Genomic DNA, 17,230 nt, shown 5'->3' on the forward strand with positions numbered 1-17,230 from the left:
GCATCGCATCTTTCCGGTCGCGCGACCGATCAGAAAGATTGTGTTTGAAACTTCTCATTCAGCTTGCGCAGCACTTCCATGGCAATGTCGACCGCATCGGAATCGAAATCACCGAGGAAAATGGCGCGAAGACGGGCAGCAGACTTTTCCACCTTGGCGGCAAGAGCGCGACCGTCCTCTGTCAGTTGAATGAGCTTGACGCGACGATCAGCATCGTCGGCAACCCGCTGGATCAGGCCATCCTTCTCCAACTCGTCGACAACCCGGACAATCGTTGCTCCCTCGATACCGACCCGTTCGGCCAGCACACCTTGGGGAATACGATCTCCGTGCCGCAACAGGATCATCAGCGGTATGGCTTTCGCGTCGGAAAGACCATGTTCCGCCATCGCTGCATCGAAAGCTTTCCGCCATCCTCTGGCGGTGCTTGCAAGAAGCGGTGCGAATTCGACCCAAGTTTGTTTCATCACATCAATTCCATTCAAATAGATAGCTTCATACCTATATGGATACAATCTAATTAAATGCAACTGCCATGATGTTTCCCATCAATTGTTTGTGTAGGAATGCTAATTAATTGTCTCTTGATGCATTACCAAAGCGCTTGACCGCCGCCCCTGCCCTCTGCCATCGATGCTGTCATGCGCGCAAACTACAAAATGCAGAGACTATACGTTGAAAACGACCTCGACGACGGCGACCAGATTGAGGTCCCCCCGCAGGCCGCACATTATCTCACCCACGTCCTTCGCTTGAAGGATGGCGATGAAATTCTCGCCTTCAATGGACGCCACGGCGAATGGAAATCACGGCTGAAGCCGGAGGGTAAAAAGCGTCTGTTCCTCATGCCCTTCGAACAGACGCGCCCGCAGCCTTTAGCGAGTGATCTTGTTTATTGCTTCGCCCCTCTGAAACAGGGGCGGCTGGACTATATGGTCCAGAAAGCTGTCGAGATGGGCGCAGGTATACTGCAACCTGTCATCACACAGCACACGCAGGTACCAAAGCTGGGGGCCGATCGCATCAAGGCCAATGCGATAGAAGCTGCGGAACAGTGCGGCGTACTTTCCATACCGGAATGTTGTGAGGCCATTCGCTTTGACCGCTTCATTGAGCAGTGGGACAAATCCCGACATTTGATCTTCTGCGATGAAGGGTACGAATCGGACGATCCGTTGACCATCTTGCAGAAAATGGCGCCCGGCCCTGTCGCGTTGTTGATTGGTCCCGAAGGTGGCTTCTCAGAAGACGAACGTCAAACGCTCCGAAATCTCCCCTTCGTGACAGCTATTCCGCTCGGCCCTCGAATCCTGCGTGCCGACACAGCTGCTGTCGCTGCGATGGCTCTGGTACAATCTGTGCTCGGAGACTGGCGGAATGCAGGATGACGTTCTCGAAATCTGACGTTCAATGGAATTGACTTGCGTGATTTGACAAATTTGTCCAATCACGCTGAAAAGCGAAAAATAGGCTAGGGATAGACTGCATGGCGCGCGATACAACTGACGAAACGGCACTGACGGGCGTTGAACAACTGGCGAACTATCTGGCTGGCGGATGCAAGCCCAAGGATGCCTGGCGTATCGGCACCGAGCATGAGAAATTTCCATTTTACACAGCCGATAACAGTCCTGTTCCCTATGAGGGGCCGCGCGGTATCAAAGCCATACTCGAAGGCATGCAGGCCACGCTTGGTTGGGAGCCTATTATCGATGAAGGCAATATCATCGGCTTGGTAGAGCCAACCGGACAGGGCGCCATTTCGCTGGAACCCGGAGGCCAGTTTGAGCTTTCCGGGGCACCGCTTTCAACCATTCACCAGACGTGTCGTGAAGTGAATGCGCATCTGTCCCAGGTCCGCGAAATTGCCGAGCCTCTGGGCATCCAATTTTTAGGTGTTGGTGGCAGTCCAAAATGGACCTTGGCTGAAACACCTGTCATGCCGAAATCACGCTACAAGATCATGACCAACTATATGCCAAAAGTCGGGCATGAAGGTCTGGACATGATGTACCGCACGTCGACCATTCAGGTTAATCTCGACTTCAGCTCGGAACGCGACATGCGCCGCAAGATGCAGGTTTCGATGAAGCTGCAATCTGTGGCCACCGCACTTTTCGCCAGCTCCCCATTCACCGAAGGCAAGCCAAACCACCTTTTGTCGTGGCGCTCGAATATCTGGCGCGATACCGATAACCAGCGTTCGGGCGTGCTGCCGTTCGTCTTCTCGGAGAACTTCGGTTTCGCCGATTATGTCGAATGGGCGCTTGATATACCGATGTACTTCATCCTGCGCGACGGCCATTATCACGACTGTACGCATGTCACGTTCCGTCAGTTCATGAATGGTGCGCTGAAAGGTGAAGTGAGCGACCCGGTTCCCAATATGGGCGACTGGACCAATCACCTTTCCACGCTTTTCCCCGAAGTCCGTCTGAAACGCTTCCTTGAGATGCGGGGAGCCGATGGAGGTCCGTGGCGCCGTATCTGTGCGCTTCCAGCCTACTGGGTCGGCCTGCTTTATGATGAAGAGGCTCTGACTGCTGCCGAGCTTCTCACCAAGGATTGGACTTACGAAGAGGTCCTTGCCCTTCGTAACGAGGTTCCCGCTAAAGCTTTGAACACGACATTCCGGGGCAAGCCGCTGGAACAGGTCGCTCGTGAGACTTTGAAAATCTCCCGGCTCGGTCTTTTGAACCGCAACAAGCTCAACAGCGAAGGCCATGACGAAACACATTTCCTTGCACCGCTTGAAGAAATCGTAGCAGCAGGCGTCACGGATGCCGAGCGCATGCTGAAGGCATATAACAGCGTATGGGCAGGGTCGGTCGATCCAATCTTTCTCGAATATGCCTATTGAGCATTGAGCCGCAAAACACATCCAACAAAAAGGGCGCGGATACCGCGCCCTTTTTGTTTTAGTCAGCTTGTGACCTGCTGGCCTTTGCTCGGATCGGGTATCACGACAATCGTGCTGCCATCGCGTACATTATTGTAAAGATCAATCACATCTTGATTGAGCATGCGAATGCACCCCGACGACACGGCTTTACCGATGCTCCATGCTTCCGGCGATCCGTGAATGCGATAGAGCGTATCGCGCCCATCCTTGTGAATGTACATCGCTCGCGCACCCAGCGGATTCTTGATACCAGGGGGCATCCCGCCATTGGCGATGCTGTAAGGCTCCAGCGCAGGTTGACGTGCAACCATCTCATCCGGCGGCGTCCAGCGCGGCCATTGGCGCTTATAAGCGATCTTGGCGCGTCCGGCCCATGCAAAACCATCGCGCCCGACACCGATACCGTAGCGCATGGCCCGCCCATTGCCCAGTACATGGTAGAGATACTTGTTCGGCGTATCGACGATAACAGTGCCTCTGACTTCGTCCGTTGGATAATCCACTTCCTGCCGCCAGAATTTTGGATCAACCTTGCTCGTATCGACAGCCGGGATCGGGAACTGTTCTTCCGGCAGCGCCTGGTACATCAGCGGCACAGGTCGCGACGGTGCAGGTTCAGGCAGTTTTTTCACCGGTTGAGGTGGCTGTTGCGTCGTGGAAACACAGCCCGACAACGCAACCGCGCTTACACCTATAAGAAAGCCGCGACGGCTGAAAGCAGCCTTCGCAAAGCCATTTGTGAGGTCGTCCTGGGATTTTTTACGCGACATCCTAAATCTCTAACAATGACAGATGCGCGAGAAAAAGACGTCCAAGCTTAAGCCAGCCTTAAGGCCAAACAATCTCAGCAGAAAACGGAAAACACAGCGACTGACTGTTGCTAAAATAACGATCCCTGATTGCCAGAGCCGGGAGACTGAACCTTTTTTGTTTGTACAAGCTTTGCGGGCTCGCTCTCGTCCTCATCACCCGCAACGACTGCAACGTCACCATCGCGAAACCGAATAGACAATGCATCGCCAGCCGATACGGATCCAGCCTGCTTCACCGGTTTCCCTTCTTCATCGAAGACAACCGCAAAACCGCGCTCTAGAATGCTTTCATAAGAAAGCGTGCGCATAAGACGCTCCAGTTCCTGCCCGCGCCGTTTAGCTCGTTCAATGAGAAGACGGACGGCTTGATCGCGACGACGATCCAGCTGTTCTATTGCAACGCTCGTAAGTTTTGTTCGCCGCAGTATCGGCTCCGCCGAAAGGCGATTTGCCCGATGAATGAAAGCTGTTCTTCGTTCGCGCAGGAATGCCTCGAGCGCACGAGGCAGTCTTTGTCCAAGAGCGGAAACATCGCGCTGCAGTTCCGTAAACCGGCGTTGAAGGAGACGCGGCGATAACTGTCGCGCATGACCGTCAAAGTGGACCCGCTTCTTTTGCGTATTAACGAACAGAGCCCGCGTGAGGCGCGCAGCGGCTTCATCGAAACGCCGACGCGGTAAAGCCAGCAACTGGTCAGCCGACGGAAGAGCACGCGCTGCCGAACGATGTGCTTGTCGTTTCAGATCGATAAAGCGTGACATGGCCGACGAAAGTCGCGCGGATTGCCCCGCCAGCGCTGCCAGAAGATCTTCCTTTACAGGCACCGCCATTTCCGCCGCGCCTGTTGGCGTGGGAGCACGAATGTCGGCTGCAAGATCAATCAAAGTCCAGTCGGTTTCGTGGCCGACCGCAGAAATTACCGGTATATGCGATGCAGCAACGGCACGAACGACGATTTCGTCATTGAAGCCCCAAAGGTCTTCCAGACTGCCGCCACCCCGCGCCACGATCAGCACATCCGGCCTCGGAATATTCCCTTCGTCGAGCAAAGCGTTGAAACCGTCCACCGCGGCGGCCACTTCAGGTCCACTTGTCTCGCCCTGCACACGCACAGGCCAGACAATGACATGCAGCGGATAGCGATCTGCGATCCGGTGAATGATGTCCCGAATGACGGCACCGGTCGGAGAAGTCACCACTCCGATCACACGGGGCATAAAGGGCAAGAGTTGTTTTACGGCAGGATCGAACAGTCCTTCCGAAGCCAGCCGCTGCTTACGCTCCTCCAGAAGCGCCATCAGCGCGCCCGCACCGGCGGGCTCCATCTGTTCGATGACGATCTGATATTTCGACGAGCCCGGATAGGTTGTGAGTTTGCCTGTAGCAATGACTTCCATCCCCTCTTCGGGACGGAAGCGGAGGCGGCTCATCGAACCGCGCCAGATGACGGCTTCAAGACGCGCGCGATCATCTTTCAATGCGAAATAGGCATGCCCCGACGAATGCGGACCTCTATAGCCGGAAATTTCGCCGCGCACGCGCACATGCCCGAACGTATCCTCAACCGTGCGCTTTAACGCGCCGGAAATCTCGGAAACGCTATACTCGGCAACATTAGACGATGCGCCGGTAAAACTCGAATCGGAACCCATGCTCATCCCATCATAGGCAACCAGGTGACATGGCTGGTCAAGAAGCCATGCGGCTATTTACGGTGTCGTCACCAGCCTGGCAGCAATTCGTTGGCTCGCACCCTCCTCGTACGAACCGCCGGAAACGGTGAAATTTCCGCCGAAGCCATCGCGCCGGGCTGCGGTGACGATATATTGTCTAGACTTTCAATAATATGCTGCGCAAGTGCGTCGACGACGGCATTCTGTTTTGTATGGCCGCGCATGATGCCAATACCGAACTCCGGCAGCATTCCAAACCCGTCTGCTTCACCAAGGACCCGCATACCGGGACGCAGTGCACATTCCGGAAGAACTGAGACCGCAAGGCCGGAGAGAACCGCCGCCGCCAGAACGGTCGCTGACCAGCTTGTGATGATGATGCGATAATCTCGTCTGGCCGCTTCCAGCAAATCGATGGCTGCATGACGCCAGATACAGGTCGGGCGTCCGACAGCAAGCGGCAGGACAGCCTCTTCATGCACAGCATGATTGGCAGAAGTCACCCAAAGCAATGGCTCCGTTCGAACAACTTCCGAGCGACGTTTGTCATCGCACTGGGTGACAAGAGCAATATCCAGTGTTCCGCGGCGGATCATCTCGTCCAGATTGACGGTCGGTTCGCACACAACCGACAATTCGACGCGCGGGTTTGATCGCGCAAAACGCGCCATGATTTCCGGCAAAAACCGATCGGCATAATCGTCCGGCGTACCGATACGCACGTGGCCTTCCAGTTGAGTGTCATCAAACGCAGCTATGGTTTCACCATTGAGCTGCATCATGCGGCGTGCATAAAGCAGAAGCCGCTCGCCCTCTTCAGTAAGACGATTGATCCGTCCATCACGTTCAAATAACGGTTTACCAATACGCTCTTCCAGCCGGCGCATCTGCATGGAAACAGCGGATTGCGTCTTGAAAACAGCATCGGCTGCCCGCGTAAAACTGCCCGCATCCGCTATGGCTATGAAGGTTTGCAACTGATCGAGATCCAGAGGCGTGCTCATCGGCGTCATCCATCATTATTATTGAAGAATTACATTAAAAACATTCGTTGGAACAATCAATTCGATTGTTGGATAAAGCCGCCATCGTAAAGGAAAAGGAGCCGCGAAAGCGAATGACCCTGACGATAAGGATCACTTAGCCCCGCCAGATCAAAGGAGAGCGGACATGACAGCGACAAGCAAGATAACGACAACGCATTTACCTGCAATAAGCGGACAAACCTCCACGTTCGTGCAGATGGTAAAGACCGTATTTACGTCGATCATGCGTCGCTGGACGTTTTCCAATGGTCGACGGCAAGTGCTGAACCTGAGCAGCTTTGACGACCACATGCTGCGCGATATCGGACTTCGCCGTGAGGATATTTACACGGCAGCTCATTATCGCGGCACGGAAGACCCTACGCGGGTTCTGAGTGAGCTGGCAGACGCTCGGTTGCAGATCAAGGCTACACGCCTGATCTGCTGAACCAACATCTCTTCGGGTAAGTAAGGCGCAGCCTTTTTAAGCCCGCAGACAAATCATCTGGCAGGCGCCACCTTCACATACCGGGTCCCCTCCCGGTCAGCCTGCCTCTTGCCCGGCCGCTCCTCCGCTGGCCGGGCTTTTTATGCGCCGGCTTCCAGAAACCATTCCTCAGCGCATCAATTTGCAGCGACCCTATCGCATGAAATCAGCAATTGCTGGATAACTTAAATCGCTTTGATTTTTTCGAAGAAAAGTATTGCGTTCGGTGTTTGAGTTCGCTAGATGGAAGCCGTCGCGGATGAGCTGATGCTTTACCGCGCTTGCAGGCCTCCAGATCGAAGGCATTTGCATATTCCTGCTGGGGAATAGTTTAAGGGTAGAACAGCGGACTCTGACTCCGCTAGTCTTGGTTCGAATCCAGGTTCCCCAGCCAATACTTTCTTCAAGAAAATCAATGTTATAGACAACAGGCCCGGATACTTCCTGGCTTTTTTCATGTCGCGTTTAGCGGCAATCAGCTTCCAGTACTTGGCTTAGATATCGTAACTCGCATCGAAAGTTCTCAGAACGGGACACGTACCGGATCGAACATTACAAAAAATTCAGGTTCCACTCTTGAACTTGGCAAAACCATACACATTTGAAGAAATGCAGCGCCGGGCCCCTCTGGTCATGGCTACCGCTATGGCGATGTCGGGGCTGCTCCACTTGTTCAAATGGAGATGGTCCGGCGATGGATTCGCTTATTGTAGCCCTTTCGGGCGATTTTCTTGGCACACCTGTATATTTCTGGGCGGCGTTTATCGTCGTCGTCGTTGGCTTGCTTGTCTTCGACCTCGGCATTCTCCATCGTGACGAACACGAGATCGAAGCCAAGGAAAGCCTCCTGCTTTATGGCTTTTATGTTCTGATCGCACTCGCCTTCGGTGGCTGGGTGTGGTGGCAGCGCGGAGCGGAATCCGGCCTGGAATTTTATACCGGCTATCTGATCGAACAGAGTCTTGCGATGGACAACATGTTTGTTATCGCAACGATCTTCGGCTTTCTTGGCATCCCTCGTCTTTACCAGCATCGTGTTTTGTTCTGGGGTATTCTCGGCGTTATCGCCTTCCGGGCAATCCTGATCGGACTTGGTGCAGCCCTTGTGCACGAGTTCAACTGGATTCTGTTCCTCTTTGGCGCGTTTCTCGTTTTCACCGGCTTCAAGATGTTCGGCCATCAGGACGAGACGCCCGACATCGAGCAGAACGCTGTCTTCAAGTTCCTTCGTCGCCGGTTCAATATCACCCGCGAATTGCATGGTCGCAACTTCACGGTCAAACAGCCACACCCTAAAACCGGCAAGATGGTCACCTGGTTGACCCCTTTGGCGGTCGCGCTCATCATGGTGGAAACTGTCGATCTGATCTTTGCAGTCGACTCTGTCCCCGCCGTCTTCGCAGTCACTCAGGACACGTTTATCGTCTACACTTCGAACATCTTTGCCGTTCTGGGCTTGCGCGCGCTCTATTTCGCGCTGGCTGCGGCGATGAACCGGTTCCGCTATCTACAGGTTTCGCTTGCTATCATTCTCGTGCTGATCGGCATCAAGATTTTCCTCGTACCGCTGGGCGTTCACATCAACACGCTGCTGTCGCTTGTCGTAACGCTGGCTATCCTCGCAAGCGGCGTGCTTTATTCGCTGTATAAAACCCGTAACGAACCGGACATGAGCGTCGAGGACCTCGCCAAGCAGCAACATACAGAGAACTGATTGAAAGCAGTTTTGATAACAAAGGGTCGGCCATATGTGCCGACCTTTTTCATCTGATCGCGGTGTAATTTATTGAATGCACTTTCTTCGCATACCGGGCCATATCGAGCCTAAAACACCACCCTTTTGGTGAAGCTGCATCTCAACTCACAGATGATATACTAAGCTTCAATGGGCGATCATTCGAGAGCAAGTCGCGGAAGGCGAAGTTGAACTCCTTATTGCTTGGCGCACTGGTATTCTTCATCCTGATATTGGCGACTATGCTTGGCATGTTCGCTCGATCACGTTTGCCCGAGCATCATCTCAACTCCGAGTCCAAGGATGTCATACGCCTTGCCACCGCTGTTGTCGGAACACTTTCCGCTCTCGCTCTCGGACTTCTGATTGCTTCGGCAAAATCCGATTATGACAATGCGCAAGCCGAGATGAAGACATCGGCAGCCCGCATTGTTCTCCTGGACCGGATCATGGCCCGCTATGGTCCTGAAACGGAGCATCCACGTGCCGTACTCAAGCAAATAATCCAGAAACGTCTCGATCGGGCATGGAATGCTGAGCGAGCCGATGAGCTCTCCAATGGAGCTTTGCCGGAGTTCAAGGATATTGAGGATATTCAGGACAGTCTGCGCGCTTTGAACCCGAAGGACACCGCGCAAGGCTCTCTCCAAACACGCGCGCTTGAAGTCAGCGGCATGATTGCAGAAGGTCACTGGCAATTGGTGGAAACGACAGATGAAGGGCTGCCTGTCCCATTTCTCATCGTGCTGATTTCATGGCTGGCGCTTTTATTCGCAACTTTTGGCCTACAGGCCCCGCTAAACAGCACTGTCATACTGATAATAATCGTATGCTCATTGTCCGTTGCCGGCGCGATTTTCGTGATTTCGGATATGGCGAGCCCCTATGCCGGACTGATCCACATTTCCGAAACTCCGCTTCGCACTGCACTGGATCGTCTTGGCGCACCATAATGAATTGCATGCTCTACAACGCCACGAAGTGCTGCGGCGATACCTCTCGATATTCGCGCAAAGGCACAACGAAATCCGCAGGACGGATTGGGCTCTTGAGTTCTCCCGTTTCGCTTGAAAGCTTCACCCGGCGTCTGTCAGGATCAGGAACCGGAACAGCCGCCATCAGCTTGCGTGTGTAATCATGTTGAGGGTTCTCAAATACCGCCGATCTCGGTCCGATTTCTACGATCTCGCCCAGATACATGACGGCCACACGATGGCTTACACGCTCGACGACGGCCATATCGTGTGAGATGAACAGAAACGCTAGATCGAGACTTTGTTGAAGATCGAGCATGAGATTGATGACCTGCGCCTTGATCGAGACGTCGAGCGCCGACACACTCTCATCTGCCACGATGACTTTAGGTTTCAAGGCAAGCGCGCGGGCGATACAGATACGCTGCCTTTGCCCGCCAGAGAATTCATGCGGATAGCGCTTTGCCATATCAGGCGTGAGGCCAACTTTCTCCAGCATGTCTGCAACAACATCCTTCGCGTCCCGCACACTCCCCAGCCGGTGTTCAATGTAGGGTTCCGCGATCGCGGCACCCACTGTCATGCGCGGGTTCAACGATGCATAGGGATCCTGAAAGATCATCTGAACCGACCGTCGCATCTCGCGCATAGCCTGTTTGTCGAGGGACAGAATGTTTCGGCCTTCAACCAGAACTTCACCGGAATCCGGTTCGCTCAGCCGCATGATGGCACGGCCGGTCGTCGATTTCCCACACCCACTCTCGCCAACTAGCGAAAGGGTTTCGCCCTTGCGAAGATCGAAGGACACGTTTTCCACGGCATGAACACGCCCGCTCAGGCGAGACATAAAGCCCGAATAAATCTCGAAGCGCTTTGTAAGGCCTTTTACTTCCAACACGGGTACATCGATCTTGTCGACCGTATCCGCCACCTCGACTGGCGTTTCCGAAAGGCCAGTCGCATTGTCTACTATCGGAAACCGTAGAGGACGTTGATAGCCCTGCATTGAACCCAGTACAGGAACCGCCGACAAAAGTGCTCGCGTATAAGGATGCTGGCTCTGCCGGAAAATATCAGCAGTCTGCCCTGTCTCGACCTGCTTTCCCCGAAACATGACGACCGTACGATCCGATATTTCGGCCACCACGCCCATGTCATGCGTGATGAAAAGAACGGACGTGCCCTCTTCTTCCTGCAATGTCTTGATAAGATCGAGTATCTGCCCCTGAATGGTTACATCCAATGCCGTTGTCGGTTCGTCGGCGATCAGCAGTTTGGGTCTCGACGCCAGAGCCATCGCGATCATGACACGCTGACGCATACCGCCTGAAAAGCGATGTGGATATTCATCGAAGCGGGAAGCAGCCGACGGGATACGGACCTTTTCAAGCAAGCGGATCGTTTCAGCGCGCGCATCTGCCTTCGACATTTGCGAATGGCAGAGCAATGCTTCCGAAATCTGGTCTCCGATTGTGAAGAGCGGGTTGAGGCTGGTCATCGGCTCTTGAAAGATCATGGAGATTTCATTGCCGCGTATCCGGCGCATTTCCTCTTCCGGGAGCGTCAGAAGCTCCAGATCTCCCAACCTGATACTGCCTTCGGTGCGGCTCGTATCCTTTTGCAAAAGACGCATGATCGACAGCGAGGTTACGCTCTTGCCCGAGCCGGATTCCCCGACGATTGCCACGGTTTCTCCGGGGTGGACATCGAAGGAAACGTCATCGACAACAGGCTTCCAGACACCATCGACCAGAAAAGAAGTGGTCAGTCCTTGAACGGATAGAACAGGTTCGTGTTTTCCAACCGTCGCTATTTTCTCAGACGTCATGATGTTCCTCCGCTTTACTCAGGCTCTTCCGATTATCAATCCGGCCAACGCAGCAAACCGTCGAAACGATGTCTGCTTCGGTCCTCAAAAGGAGTGGCGATAATCTCATTAGACGCCCGGGCTTTATCGAGCTCCTCACCAAGACGCTGCGCAACAACGGTTTCCTGACCGGGATGAAGATTACAGGGATCGAGATAGAAATAGTTGTGCTCTACCTCATGGTCACGTGTGATGATCGGTGGGTTCCCTCGCGCAAGAGCGGTTACCAAATCCCAGGCCGTGATGTGGGCATCAGTAGCTGATACAATTACTCGCAGGCGGTCGAGCGGGTTATTGGTCGGATCTGGTTCGATCAGAGCCGTGATACCGGGGCGACCATCCAGTGTCTTCTTCCACAATTCCAGATATCCGGTTTCCCTCTCGCGAATTCCAGCATGGTCACGCTTCTCCCACGCTTCCAGCGCCGCCATAACGCCATAAATGCTCTCTTTGCCAACTTTCATGCCGCGCCCGATGCCGAGATTTTGCAGGAACGCATTGCGGACGAGCTCCTTCTTACCCGCAACGATGCCGGAGGTCGGACCGCCCAGAAACTTGTGTCCCGAATAGATTGCGATGTCTGCGCCCTTTTCCAGAAACAGCTTCAAGTCGTATTCAGATGCGGCATCCACGATCACAGGCACACCCTTGGCATGCGCGATCTCGACAAACTCGCTGAGATGCAGAAGGCCATAGTCGACGACGTGGTGCGATACGACATAAACCGCAGCAGCCGTCTTTTCGGTAATCGCATTTTCCATATGATAGCGATGAGTCGATGTTGCCTGTCCGATCAGGACGACCTTGCCTCCCGCAAGCCTGATTGCCTGATCGACCGGAGCGCCGTAGCTGACCACGTGACCGGTCTGCACCAGAACTTCGTTCTTTTCCGGCGTAGTGTCCGGTAGCCTTTCAATTGCGAGAAGGTTGCTGCCTGTCATAGCTCCGGCAACAGCAAGCGTAATGCCTGCCGAGCAGGACGCCGTGACGAAGCCAGCCTCGCCGCCTGTCAATCGCGCAATCACTTCACTTGCCTTGCGCTGAAGATCATTGACCTCGATGAATTGCGGCAGGATGGCCACCATCGCCTCTACCGCCTCAGGCACAACGATGGACGCGCCAAGCGATGTCATCGTACCGGAAACATTGATGACCGGTCGAAGCCCGATCTTGCGGCGGATATCATCGGTCATTTCAATTCTCCCATTTCTTTCGCTGTCTCAGGCATAGACGGATATACCATAGTAATGTAATAACTTCTCGAATTCACATGGAGCACTTGAGTGAGCGCATCATCATCCACCGTCCCCGCTGAAACGGCCCCTGCAGACGACACCGAAGCCAAGTCGACACGCCGCTCGCGTGTGAGCGGCATAGATCGTGCGTTGCAGGTGATTGATTATCTTTATGAAACCGGTGCTCCGGCTGGCCCCTATGCGATTGCAAAGGCGATCAAGGCGCCTTTGTCGACGGTCTATGTGACCATCGATGATCTCGTTGAAAAGAATATGCTCGCCCGCAATGCGGATGGCGCAATCTGGCTCGGCGCGCGGCTCTATCACTACGGTCTTGCTTACGCGCGGTCGCTTGACTTCATGAGTGTGGCCACGCACGAGATGCATGATCTCTGCCGCGAAGCAAACGAAGCGGTGCAGCTGTGTGGCCGGGACGGCGACCATATGCTTGTTCTGGCTATGGCAGATGGACCGAGCCCGTTCCAGGTTGCCTCGCGTGTCGGCACAAGAGTGCCCTTGAACTGGACCGCATCCGGACGTCTGTTGGTCGGCCATTTGGCTGCAAATGAACGGATCGAGCTTTTCAAGCGCTGCGCCCGGACTTCTCCAACCGGTCGGGCTGAAATCGATGCCGCAAGTCTTTCGGAGGCTGCGGCGAAAGCCTTCGATGAGCGACTCTCGATCCAGATTGCGGAATCCGATTATGCGGTTGCCTGTATTGCTTCCCCGATCTGCGACCGCGATGGACAATGCGTTGCGACAATCTCCATCGTGCTCCCGGAACAGAAAGTGCTTTCCGACGAAAGCCGCTACACCAGTCAGGTGCGCGCTTCGGCAGCGAAGATCGAAAAGCTGATGGGTTGGCGCAATCATTGACGCTGTCCTAGTCATTCAGGGCGACGATCGCTTCGATTTCAACCGTGATATTGCCCGGCAAGGAACCGAAGCCGACGGCTGAACGTGCATGTTGTCCGGCAGCGCCAAATACTTCGATGAAAAGATCGGAGCAGCCATTGATGACGTTGGGGTGCAATTCGAAGTCCGGCACGGCATTGACCATCCCCAACAGCTTTACGACACGCTTCACACGGGAAAGATCGCCAAGCGCCTCGTGCATGACGGCCAGCAGATTGATACCCGTCAGTCGGGCATCCTGATAGGCCTGATCCACGCCGATATCGCCACCGACTTTACCCGCACGCAAATATCCGCTCTCTTCCCGCGGCCCCTGCCCGGAAAGATAGAGGATATTGCCTTCCCGAACATGCGTGACAAAATTCGCGATAGGCGGTGGCGGTGGTGGCAAAGTTATGCCAAGCGAAGCCAGCCGGTCATAGGGGGAGTGCTGTACTTCGGTCGTTTGGGGAGAATGAGACACGAATTTTCCTCATCATTTCGTCACGGGACGTTCCCGCAAATTCAATGCTGCGCCGACAGTGTCAGCGCCACGAATAGCCATGGCTATGACGAACAAGTTTGCGCGCACGCGGTATATAGCGGCTGGCCGTGATGGCCTCGGCACCGATGACTGCGTAGCGGGGTTCAAAAAGCCTGTTCAGGCGAGACACATCGCCATTGGAATCCGTCGCTTCCAGGTCGGCGTCGACCAGATCAAAGATCGTGAAATCTGCGCGCTGTCCTACCGAAAGCCGGTTTTCCATCGAGAGTTTGATCACCGACGCTGGATTGTGCGTGACAGCTTCGATGACATTTTCGAACGGCATGTTGACCGACAGCAGCTTGGACATGGTTGTCGCCAGATCCCAGACAGGGAAATTCATCGAATGGCCATGTAGGTCCGTCGAGATTGAGAATGGAAGGAGGCCACGTTCAATTGCCGCTTCAGCAACCTTAAACGAGAAGGACGCCCCGCCATGGCCGATATCCAGCCGGATACCCTCGCCTGCACAGCGTTCCGCGAGGTTGAACAGGTCTTCGTCTTCCATAATGCTGGAGCCGGATTTGCCGTTGAAGCAATGCGTGACCACATCGCCAGGGCCAAGAATTTCAAGAACCTCGTCATAGAGCGCGGGCGGCTCGCCTACATGCACCATCATAGGCACTTTGAGTATCTTGGCGATCTTCTTGCCAAGCTTGACCGGCGTAACGCCCCATGACCCGGTTATGACATGGCTGGCCCGGACCTTGATCCCGACAATATGCTCACTGTTGGCTGCATAGCATTCGAGAATACGGTCGAGATCGATGTCCTTGATGTCTCGCAATTCCGGAACCCGGTTGCAGGCGACAAGGCCAATGGAGCCGAGATTGAGGAAGGCTTTTATCCGTTCCTTGGACGGCTCGATGATATACTCCCGGAAGCCATGGAAATTGGCTTCTCCCGCCGAACCGGCATCGACAAGCGTCGTCACCCCTCGTTCAGCGCCACACTCCGAAGGGCGTATCGAAATATCCGTACCGCCATGCCAGATATGGACATGTAGGTCGACCCAACCTGGCGAAATCCAAGCTCCTTTGCCATCGACACGCTCCACATTGGCTGGTGCGTTCAACGACTTGCCGATGGCGCTGATACTACCGTCTTTCCCTACCAGAATATCGGTCGTCGCGTCGGAGTGTTCCACCCCGAAGGCTACCGGTTTGACATTGGTGATAAGAAGCGGCTTCGCCTGTTCACCGGAAATCATATTACAAATCCCTTCGCAGTCTTGGATCGAGCATGTCGCGTAGTCCATCCCCCACCATCTGGAGCGAGAGGACGGAAAGAATGATGGCGAAGCCGGGGAAGTAGGTCATCCAGTCGGCCTGACCGATATATTGGCGTCCTGCCGCAATCATGGTTCCCCAGGTTGGAATCTCGGGGCTTACGCCGAGACCAAGGAAAGAGAGCCCCGCTTCGGCAAGCATTGCGCTCGCAAAAAGGAAAGTGCATTGCACGATGATGGGTGAGATCAGATTTCTCAGCACGTGCCGCGTCATGATGTGGAATGTCGAAATTCCAAGCGATTGGGCCGCTTCGACATAGGGCAACTCACGGATCACCAGCGTTGAGGCGCGCACAATGCGCGCCAGCCTCGGTGCGTAAACAACAGACAGCGCAACGATGACCGTCGCCAGCGACGGGCCGAGCGCCGCGACCAGCGCAATGGCCAGCAGAATGTCGGGGAATGCCATCATCGCGTCGATCAGGCGAGCGATCGGCGTATCCAGACGCTGAAAGAAGCCTGCAAGCAATCCGAGCGTAACGCCTATGATCGCCGACAGGACAACGACCGCCGCGCCCACCATAAGTGACAGCCGTCCGGCATAGATCGTGCGAGAAAAGACATCGCGCCCGAACTCATCCGTACCGAACCAGAACATCTCGCTCGGTGGCTTGAGCCGGTTGACGATAGAAAGCTTCGACGGTGAATAAGGCGCGATCCAGGGTGCCAGCAGCGCGAGGATAGCGAAGACGGCAAGCACAATGATGCCTGCCGCCACCGTCTTGCGTTTGAACAGCCGACGGATGAACAAAGCGCGTTCCGAAGGGGCTTTTTGCGTGGTCGTAACAAGATCGGCCATCAGTAGCGAACCCTCGGATCTACGAACAGATAGAGCATGTCGATGATGAAATTGATCAGGACATAGAGCCCCGCGATGACGAGCAGCGCGCCCTGAATTACCGGATAATCCCGTCGGAGGACCGCAGACACGACAAGATTGCCAACCCCCGGCAGGCCGAACACAGTCTCCGTCACCACAGCGCCGGAGATCAGAACGGCTGCGGTGAGACCGACGACTGTGAGGATAGGGATAAGCGCATTCTTCAATGCGTGCTTCATGATCACGCGCCGCTCGATCAACCCCTTTGCGCGCGCCGTGCGGATGTAATCGTCACCAAGAACATCAAGCATTGAGGCGCGCGTGAAACGCAGGATCAGAGCGGAGGAAACCAGCCCCAGCGCGATGGCTGGCAGGATCAGATGGTACATTCGATCGATGAAGCTCGAACCCGGCCCGCCATAGCCGGATACCGGAAACAGGTTCAGCCGGACGGCAAAAAACTGCATGAGGATGAGACCGAGCCAGAAGCTCGGTATGCTCGCTGCAAGCATAGCAACCGTTGTCGCCGCCTGATCGACAAAGGAACCGCGCCGATAAGCTGCATAAACTCCAACCGGCAGGGCAATGATGCAGGCAATCAGAAGCGAAAGAACGGTCAGAAAGAAGGTCGGCTCAGCCCGGTCGAGCAATGCTGCACCAACCGGCATGTTGAGGAAGATCGACTGGCCGAGATCGCCCTTCAGTAGCTGACCGATGTAGTAGAAGTATTGGATGACCAGCGACTGATCGAGTCCGAGTCGAGCGCGCAGATCGGCAATGTCCTGCGCCGATGCGTCCGGCCCAAGCATGACGGCGGCAGGATCGCCGGGCGTCACACGAACGATCACGAATACGATCGTTACGACCAGAAACATGACGACAGCCATGCCGACAAACCGCTGAAGGATGTAGCGCACCATGCGATCAGATTCTCCAGGTTGAACCATTCAGCGAATGCCGACCGTAAGGACGGC

General features: G+C 54.8%; 16 protein-coding genes and 1 tRNA gene. 7 read left to right on the top strand and 10 right to left on the bottom strand.

What is annotated here, in order from left to right; translation table 11 throughout:
- Nucleotides 1-29: 29 nt before the first annotated feature.
- The gene (locus LJ361_RS08560; RefSeq protein WP_010660965.1) at nucleotides 30-467 is read right to left on the bottom strand and encodes a MarR family winged helix-turn-helix transcriptional regulator; all 438 of its coding nucleotides are present in this window, start codon (nucleotides 465-467) and stop codon (nucleotides 30-32) included.
- A 174-nt stretch (nucleotides 468-641) separates the two neighbouring features.
- On the opposite strand from LJ361_RS08560, the gene LJ361_RS08565 reads away from it, so the two are divergent.
- Complete coding sequence (locus LJ361_RS08565; RefSeq protein WP_036578447.1) at nucleotides 642-1,388, top strand: 16S rRNA (uracil(1498)-N(3))-methyltransferase; 747 nt, start codon at nucleotides 642-644, stop codon at nucleotides 1,386-1,388.
- Nucleotides 1,389-1,486: 98 nt separating this feature from the next.
- Nucleotides 1,487-2,860 carry a glutamate--cysteine ligase gene (locus LJ361_RS08570; RefSeq protein WP_029928008.1) on the top strand — a complete coding sequence of 458 codons (1,374 nt, stop codon included), beginning with the start codon at nucleotides 1,487-1,489 and terminating at the stop codon, nucleotides 2,858-2,860.
- A 62-nt stretch (nucleotides 2,861-2,922) separates the two neighbouring features.
- Here LJ361_RS08570 and LJ361_RS08575 read toward each other — a convergent pair whose 3' ends face one another.
- The 3 genes from LJ361_RS08575 to LJ361_RS08585 all read right to left on the bottom strand — a co-directional run bounded on the left by LJ361_RS08575 (nucleotide 2,923) and on the right by LJ361_RS08585 (nucleotide 6,391).
- A complete protein-coding gene (locus tag LJ361_RS08575; RefSeq protein ID WP_010660962.1) occupies nucleotides 2,923-3,672 on the bottom strand; it encodes a L,D-transpeptidase in 750 nt (249 codons plus the stop codon).
- 110 nt (nucleotides 3,673-3,782) lie between these two features.
- The gene (gene xseA, locus LJ361_RS08580; RefSeq protein ID WP_010660961.1) at nucleotides 3,783-5,366 is read right to left on the bottom strand and encodes an exodeoxyribonuclease VII large subunit; all 1,584 of its coding nucleotides are present in this window, start codon (nucleotides 5,364-5,366) and stop codon (nucleotides 3,783-3,785) included.
- A 68-nt stretch (nucleotides 5,367-5,434) separates the two neighbouring features.
- Nucleotides 5,435-6,391: a LysR substrate-binding domain-containing protein gene (locus LJ361_RS08585; RefSeq protein ID WP_010660960.1), complete on the bottom strand. Its 957-nt coding sequence runs from the start codon at nucleotides 6,389-6,391 to the stop codon at nucleotides 5,435-5,437.
- Between the two features lie 166 nt (nucleotides 6,392-6,557).
- Here LJ361_RS08585 and LJ361_RS08590 point away from each other — a divergent pair, with 166 nt between their 5' ends.
- The 4 genes from LJ361_RS08590 to LJ361_RS08605 all read left to right on the top strand — a co-directional run bounded on the left by LJ361_RS08590 (nucleotide 6,558) and on the right by LJ361_RS08605 (nucleotide 9,587).
- Nucleotides 6,558-6,860 carry a DUF1127 domain-containing protein gene (locus LJ361_RS08590; protein ID WP_010660959.1) on the top strand — a complete coding sequence of 101 codons (303 nt, stop codon included), beginning with the start codon at nucleotides 6,558-6,560 and terminating at the stop codon, nucleotides 6,858-6,860.
- Nucleotides 6,861-7,219: 359 nt separating this feature from the next.
- Nucleotides 7,220-7,293 (top strand) — tRNA-Gln (locus LJ361_RS08595).
- Nucleotides 7,294-7,593: 300 nt separating this feature from the next.
- Nucleotides 7,594-8,613: a TerC family protein gene (locus tag LJ361_RS08600; protein ID WP_010660957.1), complete on the top strand. Its 1,020-nt coding sequence runs from the start codon at nucleotides 7,594-7,596 to the stop codon at nucleotides 8,611-8,613.
- A 209-nt stretch (nucleotides 8,614-8,822) separates the two neighbouring features.
- Nucleotides 8,823-9,587 carry a DUF4239 domain-containing protein gene (locus tag LJ361_RS08605; RefSeq protein ID WP_264813329.1) on the top strand — a complete coding sequence of 255 codons (765 nt, stop codon included), beginning with the start codon at nucleotides 8,823-8,825 and terminating at the stop codon, nucleotides 9,585-9,587.
- Nucleotides 9,588-9,600: 13 nt separating this feature from the next.
- Here LJ361_RS08605 and LJ361_RS08610 read toward each other — a convergent pair whose 3' ends face one another.
- Nucleotides 9,601-11,436: an ABC transporter ATP-binding protein gene (locus LJ361_RS08610; protein ID WP_010660955.1), complete on the bottom strand. Its 1,836-nt coding sequence runs from the start codon at nucleotides 11,434-11,436 to the stop codon at nucleotides 9,601-9,603.
- A 35-nt stretch (nucleotides 11,437-11,471) separates the two neighbouring features.
- A complete protein-coding gene (locus tag LJ361_RS08615; RefSeq protein ID WP_010660954.1) occupies nucleotides 11,472-12,668 on the bottom strand; it encodes an aminotransferase class V-fold PLP-dependent enzyme in 1,197 nt (398 codons plus the stop codon).
- 90 nt (nucleotides 12,669-12,758) lie between these two features.
- On the opposite strand from LJ361_RS08615, the gene LJ361_RS08620 reads away from it, so the two are divergent.
- Complete coding sequence (locus LJ361_RS08620; RefSeq protein ID WP_029928011.1) at nucleotides 12,759-13,586, top strand: IclR family transcriptional regulator; 828 nt, start codon at nucleotides 12,759-12,761, stop codon at nucleotides 13,584-13,586.
- A gap of 7 nt (nucleotides 13,587-13,593) precedes the next feature.
- On the opposite strand, the gene LJ361_RS08625 is transcribed toward LJ361_RS08620, so the two are convergent.
- From LJ361_RS08625 to LJ361_RS08640, 4 genes are all read right to left on the bottom strand, one after another.
- Nucleotides 13,594-14,088 carry a RidA family protein gene (locus LJ361_RS08625; RefSeq protein WP_011982717.1) on the bottom strand — a complete coding sequence of 165 codons (495 nt, stop codon included), beginning with the start codon at nucleotides 14,086-14,088 and terminating at the stop codon, nucleotides 13,594-13,596.
- A 61-nt stretch (nucleotides 14,089-14,149) separates the two neighbouring features.
- The gene (locus LJ361_RS08630; RefSeq protein ID WP_264813331.1) at nucleotides 14,150-15,358 is read right to left on the bottom strand and encodes an amidohydrolase/deacetylase family metallohydrolase; all 1,209 of its coding nucleotides are present in this window, start codon (nucleotides 15,356-15,358) and stop codon (nucleotides 14,150-14,152) included.
- Nucleotide 15,359: 1 nt separating this feature from the next.
- Nucleotides 15,360-16,235, bottom strand: a complete 876-nt coding sequence (locus tag LJ361_RS08635; RefSeq protein ID WP_010660950.1) for an ABC transporter permease — start codon at nucleotides 16,233-16,235, stop codon at nucleotides 15,360-15,362.
- Nucleotides 16,235-17,176: an ABC transporter permease gene (locus tag LJ361_RS08640; protein WP_010660949.1), complete on the bottom strand. Its 942-nt coding sequence runs from the start codon at nucleotides 17,174-17,176 to the stop codon at nucleotides 16,235-16,237. The genes LJ361_RS08635 and LJ361_RS08640 overlap by 1 nt, the downstream gene beginning before the upstream one ends.
- Nucleotides 17,177-17,230: the final 54 nt, after the last annotated feature.

This window comes from Brucella sp. JSBI001 (genome assembly GCF_026014005.1).
Lineage (GTDB): Bacteria > Pseudomonadota > Alphaproteobacteria > Rhizobiales > Rhizobiaceae > Brucella > Brucella anthropi.